The organism is Pseudomonas sp. 2957, from assembly GCF_031456345.1.
GTDB lineage: Bacteria > Pseudomonadota > Gammaproteobacteria > Pseudomonadales > Pseudomonadaceae > Aquipseudomonas > Aquipseudomonas siliginis.
This window is the reverse complement of sequence record NZ_JAVDUL010000004.1, coordinates 242,525-258,639: the sequence shown is the minus strand read 5'-3', so window position 1 is coordinate 258,639 and position 16,115 is coordinate 242,525. Positions and strand designations below refer to the sequence as shown.

Below are 16,115 nucleotides of genomic sequence, written 5' to 3'. Positions count from 1 at the left end.
ATTGCCCCTCACCCTAACCCTCTCCCAGAGGGAGAGGGAACTGACCGTAGTGTCTTGCGCTATACACCGACCTTATAAACAGTGTCGATTATGGATTCGGCGGCGGTGTCTCACGTCGGTGTAGTTCTGCAATATCCCCCGTTCGGCCCCCTCTCCCTCTGGGAGAGGGCTGGGGTGAGGGCCTGCGGCATGCAACTTGCTGCGTTCCAGCCACCTCCAGGCTGGAAGATCCAATGCTCCACTCCCACCTCACCACCCTCAACGCGGTCTCGCTGATCCTCAACACGTTCAAGGCCGAAGGCCTGTCGAGCGAGGCGTTACTGGCCGGCAGCGGCATCGTGGCGGCGGATCTGCAGCGGGCCGATACGCGCATCACCACCCATCAAGAGATGCAGGTCTGCACCAACGCGGTCGCGCTCAAGCGTGACATCGGTCTCGAATTGGGCCGGCGCATGCACGTGTCCTGTTACGGCATGCTCGGTTACGCCCTGCTGACCTGTGCCACCTTCGGTGACGCTTTGCGTCTGGCAATCCGTTATCCGGCGCTGTTGGGCACGTTGTTCGAACTGAGCCTGGAAGACGATGGCGAGCAGGTCTGGTTCGTCGCTGCTGATTACCGTGAAAGCGCGGCGATGGCGGTGTTCAACGCCGAATTCTGTCTGGTGTCCCTGAAAGTCATCTGCGACGACTTGCTCGGCCATTCCTTGCCGCTGCGCGCCACGCGCTTCGAACATGCAGCGCCGGACTACCGCGACAGCTATGCCGAACCCTTTAACTCGCCACTGCACTTCTCGGCCAAAGACAACGCCTTCGCCTTCGACCGCCATTGGCTCGATCAGCCGCTGCCGCTGGCCGACGCGATCACTCATCAGGCCATGGCCGAACGTTGCCGCAAGCAGAATCTTGAGTTCACCGGACGTCAGGCCTGGCTGGGGCGGATTCGTCAGTTGCTCAGCGCACAATTGAATGCCGCGCCGGGGCTCGAGGGGCTCGCGCAGCAAATGAAGTGCTCACCGCGCACCCTGCGCCGGCATTTGAAAGACATGGGCAGCAGCTATCAGGAACTGCTCGATGAACTGCGCTTCGAACGGGCCAAGCAGATGCTGTGTGAGGACCAGTTACCAATCTATCGGATCGCCGAGACGCTGGGCTTCAGCGAGACCGCGAGTTTCCGTCATGCATTTGTGCGCTGGAGTGGCGTGGCGCCGAGTCAGTTCAGATCCTGAAGATCAAAAGATCGCAGCCTTCGGCAGCTCCTACAGGGATCGGTGAGCTGCCGAAGGCTGCGATCTTTGGTTGTGAGGGGCGAATTGCGGTCAGAGGTTTTGGCCATATCGATCCCCTTTTGGCCGCTCCCGACGTTCTCCGATTCAAGTTGCGCCGCAACACTGAAGACCACCGAATCAGCCTTGCGGAGAACAACAAATGCTGACGATCTACTCAGACGATCACCACTTGCACCATGGCCGCTGCGAACTCATCGATGGCCAGCTCAAGCCGTGCTTCGAGATGCCGTCGCGTGCCGACCATGTGCTGCAACGCGTGCAGAAGCAAAACCTCGGTGCGGTCGAAGCGCCGAAGGATTTCGGCCTGGAGCCGATCGCGCGCATTCACAGCCGCGACTATCTGGAATTTTTCAAAGGTGCATGGCAACGCTGGACCGAGTTCAACACCGACGGCGACCTGCTGCCCTACACCTGGCCGGCGCGGACCTTGCGTGCGATCAAACCGACCAGCCTGCACGGCCAGCTCGGTTATTACAGCTTCGACGGCGGCGCGCCGATTACCGCCGGCACCTGGCAAGCGGCCTACAGCGCGGCGCAAGTGGCGCTTACCGCGCAGGCTGAAATCCAGCGTGGCGCACGCGCGGCCTTCGCCCTGTGCCGTCCGCCGGGACATCACGCCGCCAGCGACTTGATGGGCGGTTATTGCTACCTCAACAATGCCGCCATCGCCGCTCAGGCCTTCCTCGATCAGGGCCACAAGAAAGTCGCGATCCTTGACGTCGACTACCACCACGGCAACGGCACTCAGTCGATTTTCTATGAACGCAGCGACGTCCTGTTCACTTCGATCCACGGTCACCCGGAAGCGGAGTTTCCGTTCTTCCTCGGCTATGACGACGAGCGTGGCGAAGGCGCCGGTGAAGGGTTCAATTTCAACTATCCGCTGCCGGCCGGTTCCGGCTGGGATGTCTGGAGTGCAGCGCTGGATCAGGCCTGCGACGAGATTGATCGCTACGGAGCGGACATCGTTGTCGTCTCCCTCGGCGTCGATACGTTCAAGGACGATCCGATCTCGCAGTTCAAACTCGACAGCCCGGATTACCTGGCCATGGGCAAGCGCATCGCCGCCCTCGGCAAGCCGACCCTGTTCGTCATGGAAGGTGGCTACGCGGTGGAAGAAATCGGCATCAACGCAGTGAACGTGCTGGAAGGTTTCGAACAATGAAAAAGCGACTGATCGCCTCGGCGCTGTGCGCAGCCATGCTGAGCGCTGGCGCCCACGCCGAAGAACGCACGCTGCGCGTTTATAACTGGTTCGACTACATCACGCCCAAGGCGCTGGACGACTTCAAGGCACAGAACAGCCAGACCAAACTGATCTACGACATCTTCGACACCAACGAAGCGCTCGAGGCCAAGCTGCTCACCGGCAACTCCGGCTATGACGTGGTAGTGCCGTCCAACGTGTTCCTCGCCAAGCAGATCGAGGCCGGAGTGTTCCAGCCGCTTGATCGCAGCAAGTTGCCGAACTGGAATCATCTCGATCCGAAGCTGATGAAGCTGATCGAAGCCAATGATCCTGGAAACAAATTTGCCGTGCCGTACATGTACGGCACCATTCTGATCGGCTTCAACCCCGCCAAGATCAAAGCAGCCCTGGGCGATAACGCGCCGGTAGACAGTTGGGACCTGATCTTCAAGGAAGAGAACATCAGCAAGCTCAAGCAGTGCGGCGTCGCCCTGCTCGACTCACCGTCGGAGATTCTGCCGCTGGCTCTGCAACACCTGGGCCTGGACCCCAACAGCAAGAAGCCGGCGGATTACGCCAAGGCCGAAGCGCTGCTGATGAAGATTCGTCCTTACGTGACCTACTTCCATTCGTCCAAGTACATGGCCGACATCGCCAACGGCGACATCTGCGTGGCCGTCGGTTATTCCGGCAGCTTCTCGCAAGCGGCCAACCGCGCCAAGGAAGCGAAAAACGGCGTGGTGGTGGAAATGCGCTTGCCCAAAGAAGGCGCGCCGATCTGGTTCGACATGCTCGCCATTCCCAAGGGCGCGAAGAACACCGAGGACGCCTACACCTTCATCAACTATCTGCTGCAACCGGCGGTGATTGCCCCGGTCAGCGATTTTGTCGGCTATCCGAACCCGAACAAGGACGCCACCGGCCTGGTCGATCCAGCCATTCGCAACAACCCGAACCTGTACCCGACCGACGCGGCAATGAGCACGCTCTACACCTTGCAGCCGCTGCCTCGGGATGCCGAACGCGCACGCACGCGAGCGTGGACGAAAATCAAGTCCGGGACCTGAAACCGGCTCGTTTGCTCAAGACCCGCCTCGGCGGGTCTTTTTTTTGCCTGGCAGCTTTATCTACCGCACGGGTCGCTGTTGCGCCTTTTAACTTGCCCTGCTCCGCCGCCCTTGCGGCGTCCCGACAGAGCAGGAAACCACCATGACCGCCATTCCCAAAGCCAGCGCCGTCGATATCGTGACTCAGCTGGTTACTGGCCCCTCACTGCAGGAAGTCGCTTCAAAAACGCTGCGCGATGCCCTCAAGACGCTGTATCCGAATCTCGACATAGACCCGCGTCTGGCGATGGTCGTGCAACCCACCTGGGCTATTGTGGATGGTCGAGTCGTACCCGACGGGTATCAGGCTGGATCGCTGACCAACGCCCTGGTGCGGCTCGGCCTGTCCGGCACCACGGTGACGTACCTTGATGGCGAGCATTATCTGACCCTGCAACCCGGCATGCCCGCACCCGCGCATCTGCCGGTAAAGATCGATGCCATCGGCCTGTTGCTCAACGAACTGGCGCCACTGCTGTTCATCGCCTACAAGGAGCAGCACGTCGAATACTGGGACGAGTTCACCTACCCCGGGCAACCGCGCTGGCAGCAGTTGTCCGAGGCACTGCGCAACCTGTGGAACGTCGATGCCAGCGTCGGCTGGGACGCTGACGAGATCGCCATGGCCCGGGCGATTTTCAAACAGCCCGACCCGCAACAACGCCTGGCCCCCGCCCCGTACTCGGCAAAGGCATATCTGATTGACCTCGATCGCGGTAGCTCCGACAAGTCATCGCACTTGACCCTGGTCGATGCCGCAGTAGTGATCGGCACAATCGCAGACCGCAAGTTGATTCTCACCCACGCGGTCACCCAGGGCTTTCAGCGTTTCGATTCACTGGAGGAGCTCGGCGAGGCTCTGCTGCGGATATATGGCGCAAGCGCCTCGGGCGAAGATCTCAAGTGGCGGCTGGTCGAACCCCAGGGCAATTTCTTCGACCAGCAGGCGTGCACGCTGATTTCCATGGAAGCGGATGCCTTGGGCGAAATCAGTTTTTTTCAGGATTCCCCTGGTAAACGCGTCTATCCGCATACCGGCACGGCCGGCAAACCGGCTCAACCGACACCGCGCCTCGAAGCGCACTTCGAGCGTTTGCAGCCGATGCTTCCGGACTGGCTGAACGACGCACTGCCCATGGATCAGGCGCGTTACAGCCGGCACCTGCTGGATCTGACAACGCTGCAGCACGAGAACAACGGCAAATCCTTTCAAAGCGAAATCACCAGCCTGCAGGCGTTCACTCGTGCAGCGCTGATCAAACAGATTCTCAAGGAGCAGCCCGGCGCCAAAGACGTGAACATCGACAACATCGAAATCACCATCACCAGTCTCGTGGTCTGGGGCACGTTTGTATTGCCGGGAAATACTCAGGCTCAGACATGGACGCTGACCGAGCTTGCCCTGCAAAACCTCGCAGGCCTGCCGTTGGGCAACAAGACTGTGCGGTACAAGGATGGCAGCCCGGTACCCGAGTGGATGAGCGCGACTTTTCTGGAAAAACTGGTCAGCACGGTCGACATCGGCAAGACCTACCCGGCGCATCTCAAGGCCATGCTGCTAGACGACCCCGTGCAAGCGCCGCTGTTGCAAGGGCTCTACACCAGTCAGTTGCGCATTGAGCTGCCATTGCTGGCGTTGCAGCACAAGATCCGGGGTAGAGCCGGCCTCGATGAATCGGGTTATCGATACGTGGTCGCCGCATTCGCCACGACTGGCGCGGAACGCTACGTCGATGGCGAGGAAATCGTCATTCGCCCTTTGGCCTTCGTCGCTCATCGCAGCCGCTCCACCGCAGACACTGTCGACAACATGTATGTCATAGGCCCGCGCGATGCCGACAAAGGACCGTGCGTGCTGTATCGACCGCTGTTCGACAAGACTCTGCTGCAATATCCGGGGCCCGCGAATCTGCTTTTTGCGATCCAGCATTCGCGACATTTGCGTGACTCGGTACTGGCCTGGTTGCCGGACGATGTGCGCTTCAATTACAGCCAGTTCGTCTTCACCGCCAGGCTGCCGTCGGTGTGGACGATCCCGCAACTGATGATCAATCCGACCACTGCGCTGGATATGTCAGGCGCGGTCGCGCTGGGCACTCAGGTGATCGCCAGCGATGTCCTCGCAACCCTGCACGAACGCAACGTCAAGGCGCTTGTCACTCAAGCCGACCGGCAGTCGGTCTCCGATGCCGAAGCACGCTGGGCCTCGCTGAAACAGGGCGGTTGGGTGATGCTTAATGCCGCGCTGCCGTTCCTGGGCCGCAGCGTAGGCACAGCGGCGTGGATCTGGCAGATCATGGATGATCTGCAGGAAATCACCGACGGCGCCAACGAGCAATCGGGGAAGATCGCCTGGACGGCCATCGCCGATATTCTCCTGGCGCTGGGCATGGTGCTCGCCCACCGTGCGGCGGTGGGCGATGCGCCATCGACACCCGTGGCCACGGAGCTCGAAGAGGACCCAGCGACGACCAGACCTGCCGCCAGAATCGTCAAAGCGCTGCGCCAGCCCGATATCACCGGCCCGCAGTTAACCCAATTCCATGGCACATCGATCGACAGCATCACGGCGCTGAAACGATCCCCGACGGCACTCGCCACGCTGTTGGACGGGTTCAAGGTCGGCAAGCCCAAAGCCCTTGGCGCAGCCACCCGGGAAGGCGCGTACCGAGACCTCTACGCCCAGGCAGACAAATGGTACGCCCGGGTCGGTGAGCGCTGGTTCGAAGTCGCGCGCAACGTGCATGGCGATGTGCACATCGTCGATACGCGTCAGCCCACCCGACCAGCCGGGCCCAGGCTTGCCTATACCGCCAATGGCCAATGGGTGATAGATCTGCGTTTGCGCCTGCGCGGAGGCGGGCTGGAGGACGGTCGCAAGGTGGCGCAAGGCAAAAAAAACCAGGAGGTGGCCGTATTGTCCGAGCAGATCACCGCGTTCGATTTGACGATGGAGAGCAAAGGCAGCCTTCTCGATACCGAACGCAACAGCCTGCGCGATGCCCCTGCGCAGGCACGCGAACAAGCGCTTGCGCAGTACCTCGCCACGCTCGATTCACAGCACAACGAATATGCCGCGAACATTCAGCTGATCAAGACACTCAACTGCAAGCAATCGATTCCCAACTACCGCACGGTCATGCCGGAGCGGTTGGACATGCAGTTGTTTCTGGGGCAGGAGTGGCTCAGTAATAACGCTTCGGATTACCAGCAACGCGTACTGAGGGTGCAGGCGATACTGGACGACGAACTGCGCGGCGAATCGCAGGCGGTCACCTCTGCGTTCGAACAGTTGAACGATGCCACTCAAACCATTATCGAGAAAATGGAGTCGGCTGAAGCCTGCCTGGATGAACTGACCAGGCTGGGACCTGATGGCCTGGAGATAAAGCAGAAATACAACATCAGCCTGGCGCCCTACCCGCTGGATGATCTGAAGACTCTGCAGATCAGTCTCGGCCAGTACACCTGCATCAAGCCCGGCGATTCCACCGCTCATGTCGAGGCGCAACAAGCGCTGGCCAGTCTGTTCGAAGATGCTGCGCTGAACGTTCAGAGTTCCCGGGACCTGAGCGCCGATGAAAGCCTCAGTGATCTGCGCATACGCATCGACGCCCTGAGTCAGGTGAGCGAACAGTTCGCTTCCGTGGACAAGCGTTTCGATGACCTGGCGAGTGAATATTCCGAACACATACACACGGAACGACTCAGGCAATTGCAGGCGCGCGTGGCCGCATTCAAGGATAGCGCCGACAACCGACTCGCCGATCTGTTGCGCTACCGGCACTTACTGGTGCCGCAAGCCGGTCCGTCGAGACCCGCAACGTCAGCCTCGAATCGGCAGATCATCAGGACACGCAACAAGGGCACCCTGGTCGGCCAGCGGAAAAAAAGCCTCGACGGCAAGAACACCGATCTGGTCGAAGTCGGTACGGCACTGACGAGAGTGATCGCGACATTCAAAGAGGAGTCGCCAGGTATCTGGGTCGAACAGAGTGCACGGCCTGCACCGTTGCCTAAAGCCCGGCCCAACCTCAACAAGAGCATCAGCGAAGGGCAGGCATTGATCGACGGGCTGGCGGCGTTTCATCGGCGCATCGAGGCGCGTCTCAAACGCGGCTCGCGCATCCCCGTGGAGGTCGAAGAGGAATACCACAACCACGCCGCCCTGTTGCGCAAAGCCGGTGCGGCGATCGATGAAGCGCTGACGGCGAGTAACCTCACCGCTGCTCTGCATGAACCGTCCGAAGAGCTCAACCACAAGCTCGACGCTGCGGCTACGACACTGGAGCAAAAAGGCACCAGCACGCGAATCCGCCTGGTCAAGCAACAACTGCCAACAGCTGCCGGGGTCGAGTGGCTCAAGGACAAGGGCGAAGTGAACATCTCGAAAACCCTGACCCGACGGCGTCTGAGGCGCCATCAGAACGATTTTCTCGACGAGTATCAGATTCGTGATGCGCATACCGACAAGGTCCTCTGCTATGCGCATTTCCATTACAGCAGCGTCGACGCGCCCGTTGGTGCATTTGTGCGTGGACATATGAAAACGCTTGCTCAGCACCGCATGGGGGGCGTCGCCGAAATAACGGGTGTGGATAATCAGAGGCTGATAGAAATCCATCGCAGCGAAATTTCCACTCGCAGCGCCGAAACGCTGTTCTTCAATCTCTCCAAGCCTGCCGCAGACGCGACAGCGCCGCTTTGATCGCAGGCTCAGGTACGGCGGCAAAACCCAGCACCAGGCCGGCGCGCTGATCCATGGGCGTAGTCGAGTCGGGTAACCAGTAGCTGCTCAGGCCGTTGATTTCGACATCGACATCAGCGGCCTGAGCGATCAATTGCTGCTCGCGCTCGATGCTGTCCACGGCGACGGTCAGGTGCAGCCCGGCCGACACGGCGGGCAACTGACCGACACCGGCGATCATCGGCCAGCCTTCGAGCAGGCAGTTGCGTCGGCTCAGCGCAGCCCGGCGCATGCGGCGGATATGCCGCTGGAAATGCCCGGCAGCCATGAATTCGGCCATCACCGCTTGGGTGCTGACCTCCGAGTGCCGCACATCGACGGCGCGGCGTTGCGCAAACGCGTCGACCAGCGCTGGCGGCAGCACCAGATAACCAAGGCGCAACGCCGGAAAAGCGACCTTGCCGAAGGTGCCGACGTAGAGCACACGCCCCTCACGATCAAGTGCGGCCAACGGCGCCAGCGGTGCGCCGGTGTAGCGGTACTCGCCGTCGTAATCATCCTCGACGATCCAGCCGCCGACACGCTCGGCCCAGGCGAGCAATTCCAGACGCCGGGCCAGACTCATCACCACTCCGGTCGGGTACTGATGAGACGGCGTGACATAAGCCACCCGACAATCGATGAGCCGGGCCATGGCGCTGCAATCGATGCCGTCGCTATCTACCGCCACCCCATGCAATTTCGCCCCCGCCACAGCGAAGGCATGCCCGGCGGCGCGATAGCCCGGATTCTCGATCGCCACCCCGTCCCCCGGCTCGACCAGCAACTGTGCACAAAGGCTGATGCCCTGCTGTGCGCCACTGGTGATCACAATTTGCTCAGCCGTGCACTGCATGCCGCGCGAGCTGCGCAAATACGCAGCAATCATGCCGCGCAGCCGCGCGTCACCGGCTGGGTCGCCGTAACACAGCTGCTGCAGATCCGGTTTACGCCAGAAAGCCGCGTTCAGCTTGGCCCAGACCTCGAACGGGAACAGATCAAATGCAGGCACACCCACCCGAAAAGCGCGCGGCGGACCGCTCGGTGGTCGAGGTAAATGGTGCTTTTCAATGCGAGAAAAGCCACCACTGTGGATAACTTTGCTGGATGGATTCACAGGTAAATCCAGCCAGTTTGTGGATAAGGCTGTGGGTAAGCCTGTTGACAAGCCTGTGGATGAATTTGTGGATAGTTTTTTCTCAGGCGTGGATGCCTGAGCCAATTGCGCCACGTAAGTGCCGTCGCCAACGCGCCCTTCGATAAAGCCCTCGGCATACAACTGATCGTAGGCGCGCACCACGCTGTTACGGGAAATGCCCAGCGCCGAGGCCAGGTCACGGCTGGCCGGCAATCGCGTGCCACTGGCCAGACGTCCATCAAGCACCCGCAGGCGCAAAGACTGATAGAGCTGGCGACTCAGGCCCTGACGGCGATCGAGTTCGATTCCGGCCGGATTGAAAGGCATCGACAAGGGTGGCAGATCAGGCATGGCGAATGGACCTATGAAATGGCTCGGCAATGGCTCTTACAACGGACCAATAGCCTGCCTAGGATGCAGGCATTCGCCAAGGAAAATCTGTCCATGTACACGCCACGCGCCTTTGCCATCGAAGACTTGTCCCAACTGCACGAACTGATCCTCGCCACGCGCCTGGCCATTCTGGTCAGCCACGGTGACAGCGGATTGCAAGCCAGCCACGTGCCGGTGCTGCTGCATCGCGAACAGGGCGAATACGGCACGCTCTACGGGCATCTGGCCAAGGCCAATCCGCAATGGAAAGACCTGCGTGACGGCGCCGAGGCGATGTTGATCTTCGCCGGACCAGACGCCTACGTCAGCCCAGGCTTCTATCCGAGCAAGGCCGAGCACGGCAAGGTCGTGCCGACCTGGAACTACATCGCCGTGCACGCCTACGGTCATGCCGAGACTTTCAGCGACGGCGGGCGCCTGCTCGACATTGTCAGCACCCTGACCGACCGTCATGAAGCGGGCCGCGCGCAGCCGTGGTCGGTGGACGATGCGCCAGCCGAATACATCGACGGCATGCTCAAGGCCATCGTCGGGTTTGCCATTCCCATCGACCGCCTCGAAGGCAAACGCAAGCTCAGCCAGAACCGCAGCGCTGAAGACATTGCCGGCGTGCGCGAAGGCCTCGCCGCCAGCCCCGACGCCAACGACCAAACCCTTGCCAGCCTGATGCGCTAAGGATCTACCCATGACCCAGATCGACATTCGCCCGGTCAGCGCCAATGACCATGCCGCTTGGCTGCCGCTGTGGCAGGCGTACCTGCGCTTTTACAACACGGAACTGCCGGACGCCGTCACCCAGAGCACCTGGCAACGCTTGCTCGACCCGAATGAACCGACCCACGCCGCACTCGCCTGGGCTGGAGGCAAAGCGCTGGGCATGGTGCATTACATCTATCATCGCTCGAACTGGAGCATCGAAAATTCCTGCTATTTGCAGGATCTGCTGGTGGTGCCGGAAGCCCGTGGCACCGGTGTCGGTCGGCTGTTGATCGAGCATGTCTACGCTACCGCCAAGGCCGATGGTTGCTGCAAAGTCCACTGGCTGACCCATGAAACCAACGCCACGGCGATCCGGCTCTACGAGCGCATTGCCGAACGCCCGGGCTTCATCCAGTTTCGTAAAGCCCTTTAAGGAGACGCGCACATGACTGCTTCACTCGCTGACTGGAAAGGCGTCCCCGCCCCCTCCGCCACCCTGCTCGAGGGCCGTTTCATTCGTCTGGAAAAACTCGACCCGGCGCGTCATGGCGATGAGCTTTACGCCGCCCTCGAAGGGCCGGGTGCCGATCCGAAGCTTTGGGATTACTTGCCTTACGGTCCGTTTCCCGAGCGCAGCGCGTTCAACGACTGGCTGAACAATCATGCGGCCAACAGCGACCCGTACTTCTTCAGCGTCATCGACCGTGCGACTGGTCAGGTGCAAGGCATCCTCAGCCTGATGTCGATCGTCCCGGTGCAGGGCCGCATCGAAATCGGCCACGTCACTTTCGGTGCGCCAATGCAGCGCTCGCCGAAAAGCACCGAGGCGGTGTACCTGCTGGCCAAATATTCGTTCGAGCTGGGTTACCGGCGCCTGGAATGGAAATGCAACAACGGCAACGCCCGCTCCAAATACGCGGCCGAGCGTCTGGGCTTCAGCTTCGAAGGCGTGTTTCGCCAGCACATGGTGGTCAAGGGGCAGAACCGCGATACCGCGTGGTATTCGATTCTGGATGCGGAATGGCCGGCGATTGGTGCAGGGTTCGAGCGCTGGCTGAGCGATGAAAACCAGACGCCTGCTGGCCAACTCAAAGGTCTGGCCGAATGCCGTAGCTGAACTTCACGGATACCCCTGTGGGAGCGAGCCTGCTCGCGAAGGCGCTGTGTCAGTCACTGCAAATGTGGCCTGACTGACCGCTTTCGCGAGCAGGCTCGCTCCCACAATTGGCGGGGTCTTTCTTAACGACGCAGTTCTTGCGCCAGCACCGCAATGTGCTCTGGCCCGATCCCGCAGCAGCCACCCAGATGACTGGCGCCGCGCTGTTGCCAGTCCAGCGCCCAGTGCAGATACCCCGGCGGATCGAGATCGTCACGCAACGGGTCGAGGCCGTCGTTGGCCGTGGCTTCTTTCGGTTGCGGAGGAAACGCGTTGGCATACGCGCCGATGTGGATATCCACACCGAGACGCTCAAAGGTTGCGCGCGCCGCGTCGATTGCTGCGCCAATCACTTCAGGCTGACTGCAGTTGAACAGCAGGGTTTCGACGCAGAGTTCAGCCGCCACCGCAGCCGCTTCGGCCACTGGCTCGCCAGAGCGCAGGCGCGGCACTTCATCGGTGTCTTCATCCTTGAGCGTGAATGACAGCCAGAACGGTTTGCCATCCTTCGGCAGCCCGGCGTGAATGGCCCGCGCCTCGACGATCGAGCTTTGCGTTTCTGCCAGCCACAGGTCCACATGTGGCGCCAGACCGTTAACCAAAGGCGTCAACAGTTCGGTCACGCGACCAGCCTCGAACAGATCCGGACGGTACGAACCAAACAGCGGCGGCAACGAACCGGCAACACGCACTGGCTTGCCGGATGCCTGCACCGCCCGCCGCGCCAACTCCCCCGCCAGTGCCGCAAGCGCCTGGCCTTCAGCCGCAAAGCGCGCCTCGCCAATGTGAAATGGCACCACCGCGTAACTGTTGCTGGTGATCACGTCGGCGCCGCTGTTGATGTAAGCGGCATGCACCGCCTCGACCGCCTGCGGCGCTTCGCTCAGCGCCAGTGCCGACCACTCGGGCTGGCGAAATGGCGCCCCGGCGCGTTGCAGTTCACGGCCCATGCCGCCATCGAGAATGACCGTACTTGCTGCGCCCATATGCTTTTCACTCATATGCTTATGAAAATAACTCACTATCAGAGTCGTTCTTATAACTATTTAATACGCACCACTCGGTTAATAACAACCTCTTTTTTCAACAGGAAGCGACTGTGAAATTCCAACCGCTATTGGCCCTGGGCCTGACCATTCTGGCCTCCACCCAAGCCTTCGGCGGCGCGACGCTGGACCGTGTCGAACAGAAAAAAGAGCTGGTCGGCGTGCTCATGGAAAGCTATCCGCCCTTCTCGTTTCTCAATGAGCAGAATCAACTCGACGGTTTCGATGTCGACGTTGCCAACGCGGTGGCGGACAAGCTTGGCGTAAAACTGCGTCTGGAAACGCCGTCCTGGGACGTGATCGCCGCCGGCCGCTGGAGCGGGCGCTACGACATCTGCATCTGCTCGATGACCCCGAGCAAGGCCCGCGCAGAAGTGTTCGACTTCCCGGTCGAGTACTACGCCTCGCCAGCGGTAATCGTGGTCAATGCCAAGGACGATCGCATCCACAGCGCCAAGGATCTGAGCGGCAAAAAAGTCGGCCTGACCAGCGCCTCCAGCTACGAAAGTTATCTGAACAAAAATCTGGTGATCGAAGGCGCCGAGGATACGCAGTTGCAGTATCCGTTCGAGGATGTGCAGATCGCTCCTTATGACACCGACAACGTCGCCTTCCAGGATCTGGGCCTGGGCGCCGGCGTGCGCCTGGATGCAATCCTTACCAATCTGGTCACCGCACAGCCGCGTCTGAATCAGGACCAGCGCTTCAAATTGGCCGGCGAACCGCTGTACTCGGAACCGAACTCGGTGGCCATCGAAAAGGGTGACCCGCAGTGGGACGCCAAGGTGCGCGAGGTGTTTGCCCAGCTGAAACAGGACGGCACCCTGAGCAAGCTGTCGCAGAAATGGATCGGCGCCGATATCAGCCAATGACTTCTTTTCCGACCCCGCCACAGCCACCGCAACCGGTGGCTGAAACACGCCTGCAAAAGCTCTTTGGTTTCCGCACGCGCCTGTACCTGACGTGGGTGGCGCTGTTCTGCCTGTTCGCCGGATTCTTCCTCAGCTTCGACCTGAAGTTCGCGATCATCCTCGACAAACTGCCCAACCTCGTTGGCCTGAAGCTGGCGCCAAACGGCTTCCTGCAAGGCGCAGCGCTGACGCTGTTTCTCTGCGCCTGCTCGATCATCGCCTCGTCGCTGCTGGGTTTCATCACCGCGCTGGCGCGCCTGTCGAGCAGCGCCGTGGCGTTTGGCATCGCCAGTTTCTACACCTCGTTCTTTCGCGGCACGCCATTGCTGATCCAGATCCTGCTGATCTACCTCGGCCTGCCGCAACTGGGCATCGTCCCCGGCGCCATCGTCGCCGGCATCATTGCCCTGTCGCTGAACTATGGCGCCTACCTGAGCGAAATCTTCCGCGCCGGCATCCTCGGCGTCGATCACGGCCAACGCGAAGCATCCCTGGCGCTGGGCCTGCGCGAAAGCGTGATCTTCTGGCGCATCACCCTGCCCCAGGCCATGCGCACGATTATTCCGCCGACCACCAACCAGTTCATCTCGATGCTCAAGGACTCGTCGCTGATCTCGGTAATGGGCGTCTGGGAAGTGATGTTTCTCGCCCAGTCCTACGGGCGCTCAAGCTATCGCTACATCGAAATGCTCACCACGGCGGCGATCATCTACTGGCTGATGTCGATCGGGCTGGAGCTGATTCAGGCACGGATGGAGCGGCATTTCGGCAAGGCGTATGTGCGCCGTAGTTGAGGTGCATTCAAATGGTGTCCCGGCGAATCCGCACTACGCCCATTTTCATGCCGAAGGGGCGGAACACCGCGTTCAGCGACTTCAGGGTCTGATTGCCTTCGCCATGTTCGATATGCACCAGCGTGCGCACTGAAATCTTGCACATCTTCGCGAACTGGGTCTGATGCAGACCGGTGACTTCGACCCGTAAACGGCGCACGGCGTCACCGATTTCCAGAGTGCCTTCGGCCAGTGATTGCTGAATGCTTTCGATGAGCGCCGTGCGCTCGAGGACGGTCAGACTCATTGCAGGTCCCACTCTTTCAAACGTTGCTCGAGGTTTTTCAGATGAACGCTCGGGTGATTCATGGTTCTGGCGGGCAAACCGCTGGCCGCAAGAATATCCGGCAGTGCGGCCAGACGGCGGGCATCCGCGCGCAGGCCTTCGAACAGCGCCGAGGCATCCAGCCCCGTCAAAGATTCGTGCGGATCTGCGCTATCTGCCAATACGCGGCAGACACCTCGCCAATCGACATCTCCCGCCCGCTCCAACTCTTTTGGCCACTTGGTCGTACGAGTCACGCCTTCGTCATCCATGACCATCGGGGCGAGGTCATAGATCGGCGCGAGTTGGAAAGCATTCTCTTGCCGGATGATCGCCGTGTTACGACCGTGGTTATCGGAGTTTCCGAGGATTTTATTGATCAGGTCGCGACGCAGATAATCGGCGACGAGGCCGGGAATCTGGCTGGCCTGACCCGCTTTGCTCCAGAGCCCGGCGAGCATGCGGATCACTTCCAGATGATTCATGGCGCTGCCTGGCGTCGTCACTTCAGCCAGCGAATAAATCGATTCGACGGCGAAACGCGACACCGCCCCATCTTTCACTTGTCGATCAAAACGCCGCATCCACAAACTCGGTTTGGTCGCCTCTTCCAAGGCCAGGCCTTCTGCCGCGACGGTTGCGATGCCCAATGTCTGCAGCGCTTTGTAGTAATGGAATTCGCTGCGCAGGATGTCCTGGTCGGTCTGCCCGCCCCTGTTTCTGGCGAATTTCACGAACCAGTGCTGTCGCACTTCTTCATCGTCCAATACCGCATCGGGATACAGAAGCCCGGCGCTGTTCTCTGCCAGTAAGAGCTTCGGAGCTTCCCCACCTGCCCCCGTCGCGCCACCGATGGCCGCGCCCAGCTCGTAGGCATATTCAAGAAAGCGGTTGTCGCGGCTAATGACCTCCTCGCGCTTGAATCCGATCGGCTTCCTGTCATCGACTGCTTCCGCCGATTCCTTTATTCGCATGTTGCCAATGGGTGCCGGTGTACTGCGACCCAGCAGAAAGAGATCGGCGCTGATCTCGGCGGGTCTTTCCTGACCCAGGCGGGCGAGTAGAAACCGCTTGGCTGCGCCTGCCGGTGCGATGTCGTGGACAAAGGCCGGCGTCTTCGCGCGCCGACCTTCCCAATCCAGCGGATACAGGGCACTCACGGCTTGGGAAAAAGGCGACCCGATCAACTCGATGTTTTCCACCAGATAGTCCGCTTCATAGCCAAAACTGCAGCGGCTTTCGAAGCCTTTTTCCGGATCATCGAAGTCAAGAATCATCGCGTCGTGCCATTGCCCAGCGGTGAAGATCTGGAGTGTCAGGTTGTACATGTTGATTCCGTGTGCATTTTAATGCGTTTCAAGAAAGAG

At 60.4% G+C, this 16,115-nt stretch carries 13 protein-coding genes; 9 read left to right on the top strand and 4 right to left on the bottom strand.

The genetic code is table 11. The features are described 5' to 3' along the window. Positions 1-233 precede the first annotated feature (233 nt). The 4 genes from J2Y39_RS15795 (at position 234) to J2Y39_RS15780 (ending at position 8,289) form a co-directional block, all read left to right on the top strand. Positions 234-1,226: an AraC family transcriptional regulator gene (locus J2Y39_RS15795; protein WP_095181211.1), complete on the top strand. Its 993-nt coding sequence runs from the start codon at positions 234-236 to the stop codon at positions 1,224-1,226. Between the two features lie 199 nt (positions 1,227-1,425). Beyond that, complete coding sequence (locus J2Y39_RS15790) at positions 1,426-2,451, top strand: histone deacetylase family protein (protein WP_150637187.1); 1,026 nt, start codon at positions 1,426-1,428, stop codon at positions 2,449-2,451. After that, entirely contained in the window at positions 2,448-3,542 is a 1,095-nt protein-coding gene (locus J2Y39_RS15785; RefSeq protein WP_150637189.1) for a polyamine ABC transporter substrate-binding protein, read from the top strand. Before J2Y39_RS15790 ends, J2Y39_RS15785 begins: the two co-directional genes overlap by 4 nt. 142 nt (positions 3,543-3,684) lie before the next feature. After that, positions 3,685-8,289: a dermonecrotic toxin domain-containing protein gene (locus J2Y39_RS15780; protein ID WP_310218687.1), complete on the top strand. Its 4,605-nt coding sequence runs from the start codon at positions 3,685-3,687 to the stop codon at positions 8,287-8,289. Here J2Y39_RS15780 and J2Y39_RS15775 read toward each other — a convergent pair. Then, on the bottom strand, positions 8,246-9,796 hold the full coding sequence (locus J2Y39_RS15775) for a PLP-dependent aminotransferase family protein (protein WP_310218685.1): 1,551 nt from the start codon (positions 9,794-9,796) through the stop codon (positions 8,246-8,248). The two genes, J2Y39_RS15780 and J2Y39_RS15775, sit on opposite strands and share 44 nt — an antisense overlap. Positions 9,797-9,889: 93 nt before the next feature. Here J2Y39_RS15775 and J2Y39_RS15770 point away from each other — a divergent pair, with 93 nt between their 5' ends. Genes J2Y39_RS15770 through J2Y39_RS15760 form a run of 3 tightly spaced genes read left to right on the top strand, consistent with a single transcriptional unit; the run spans position 9,890 to position 11,654 of the window. Continuing rightward, on the top strand, positions 9,890-10,513 hold the full coding sequence (locus J2Y39_RS15770; protein ID WP_056791331.1) for an FMN-binding negative transcriptional regulator: 624 nt from the start codon (positions 9,890-9,892) through the stop codon (positions 10,511-10,513). Positions 10,514-10,523: 10 nt separating this feature from the next. Continuing rightward, the gene (locus J2Y39_RS15765; RefSeq protein ID WP_310218681.1) at positions 10,524-10,970 is read left to right on the top strand and encodes a GNAT family N-acetyltransferase; all 447 of its coding nucleotides are present in this window, start codon (positions 10,524-10,526) and stop codon (positions 10,968-10,970) included. A gap of 12 nt (positions 10,971-10,982) precedes the next feature. After that, positions 10,983-11,654 (top strand): GNAT family protein, encoded by a 672-nt coding sequence (locus J2Y39_RS15760; protein ID WP_310218678.1) that lies wholly within the window; start codon positions 10,983-10,985, stop codon positions 11,652-11,654. 122 nt (positions 11,655-11,776) lie between these two features. Here the strand turns inward: J2Y39_RS15760 and J2Y39_RS15755 are convergent, their stop codons facing one another. After that, positions 11,777-12,679, bottom strand: coding sequence for a homocysteine S-methyltransferase family protein (locus J2Y39_RS15755; protein ID WP_310218676.1), 903 nt, complete (start codon positions 12,677-12,679; stop codon positions 11,777-11,779). 113 nt (positions 12,680-12,792) lie between these two features. Between J2Y39_RS15755 and J2Y39_RS15750 the strand changes: the two genes are divergently transcribed. Then, complete coding sequence (locus J2Y39_RS15750) at positions 12,793-13,611, top strand: ABC transporter substrate-binding protein (protein ID WP_252877138.1); 819 nt, start codon at positions 12,793-12,795, stop codon at positions 13,609-13,611. Then, positions 13,608-14,444 (top strand): amino acid ABC transporter permease, encoded by an 837-nt coding sequence (locus tag J2Y39_RS15745; protein WP_256807559.1) that lies wholly within the window; start codon positions 13,608-13,610, stop codon positions 14,442-14,444. The genes J2Y39_RS15750 and J2Y39_RS15745 overlap by 4 nt, the downstream gene beginning before the upstream one ends. 7 nt (positions 14,445-14,451) lie before the next feature. On the opposite strand, the gene J2Y39_RS15740 is transcribed toward J2Y39_RS15745, so the two are convergent. Both J2Y39_RS15740 and J2Y39_RS15735 read right to left on the bottom strand, forming a co-directional pair. After that, positions 14,452-14,730 (bottom strand): helix-turn-helix domain-containing protein, encoded by a 279-nt coding sequence (locus tag J2Y39_RS15740; protein ID WP_041476582.1) that lies wholly within the window; start codon positions 14,728-14,730, stop codon positions 14,452-14,454. Continuing rightward, positions 14,727-16,076 carry a HipA domain-containing protein gene (locus J2Y39_RS15735; RefSeq protein ID WP_256807556.1) on the bottom strand — a complete coding sequence of 450 codons (1,350 nt, stop codon included), beginning with the start codon at positions 16,074-16,076 and terminating at the stop codon, positions 14,727-14,729. The genes J2Y39_RS15740 and J2Y39_RS15735 overlap by 4 nt, the downstream gene beginning before the upstream one ends. Positions 16,077-16,115: the final 39 nt, after the last annotated feature.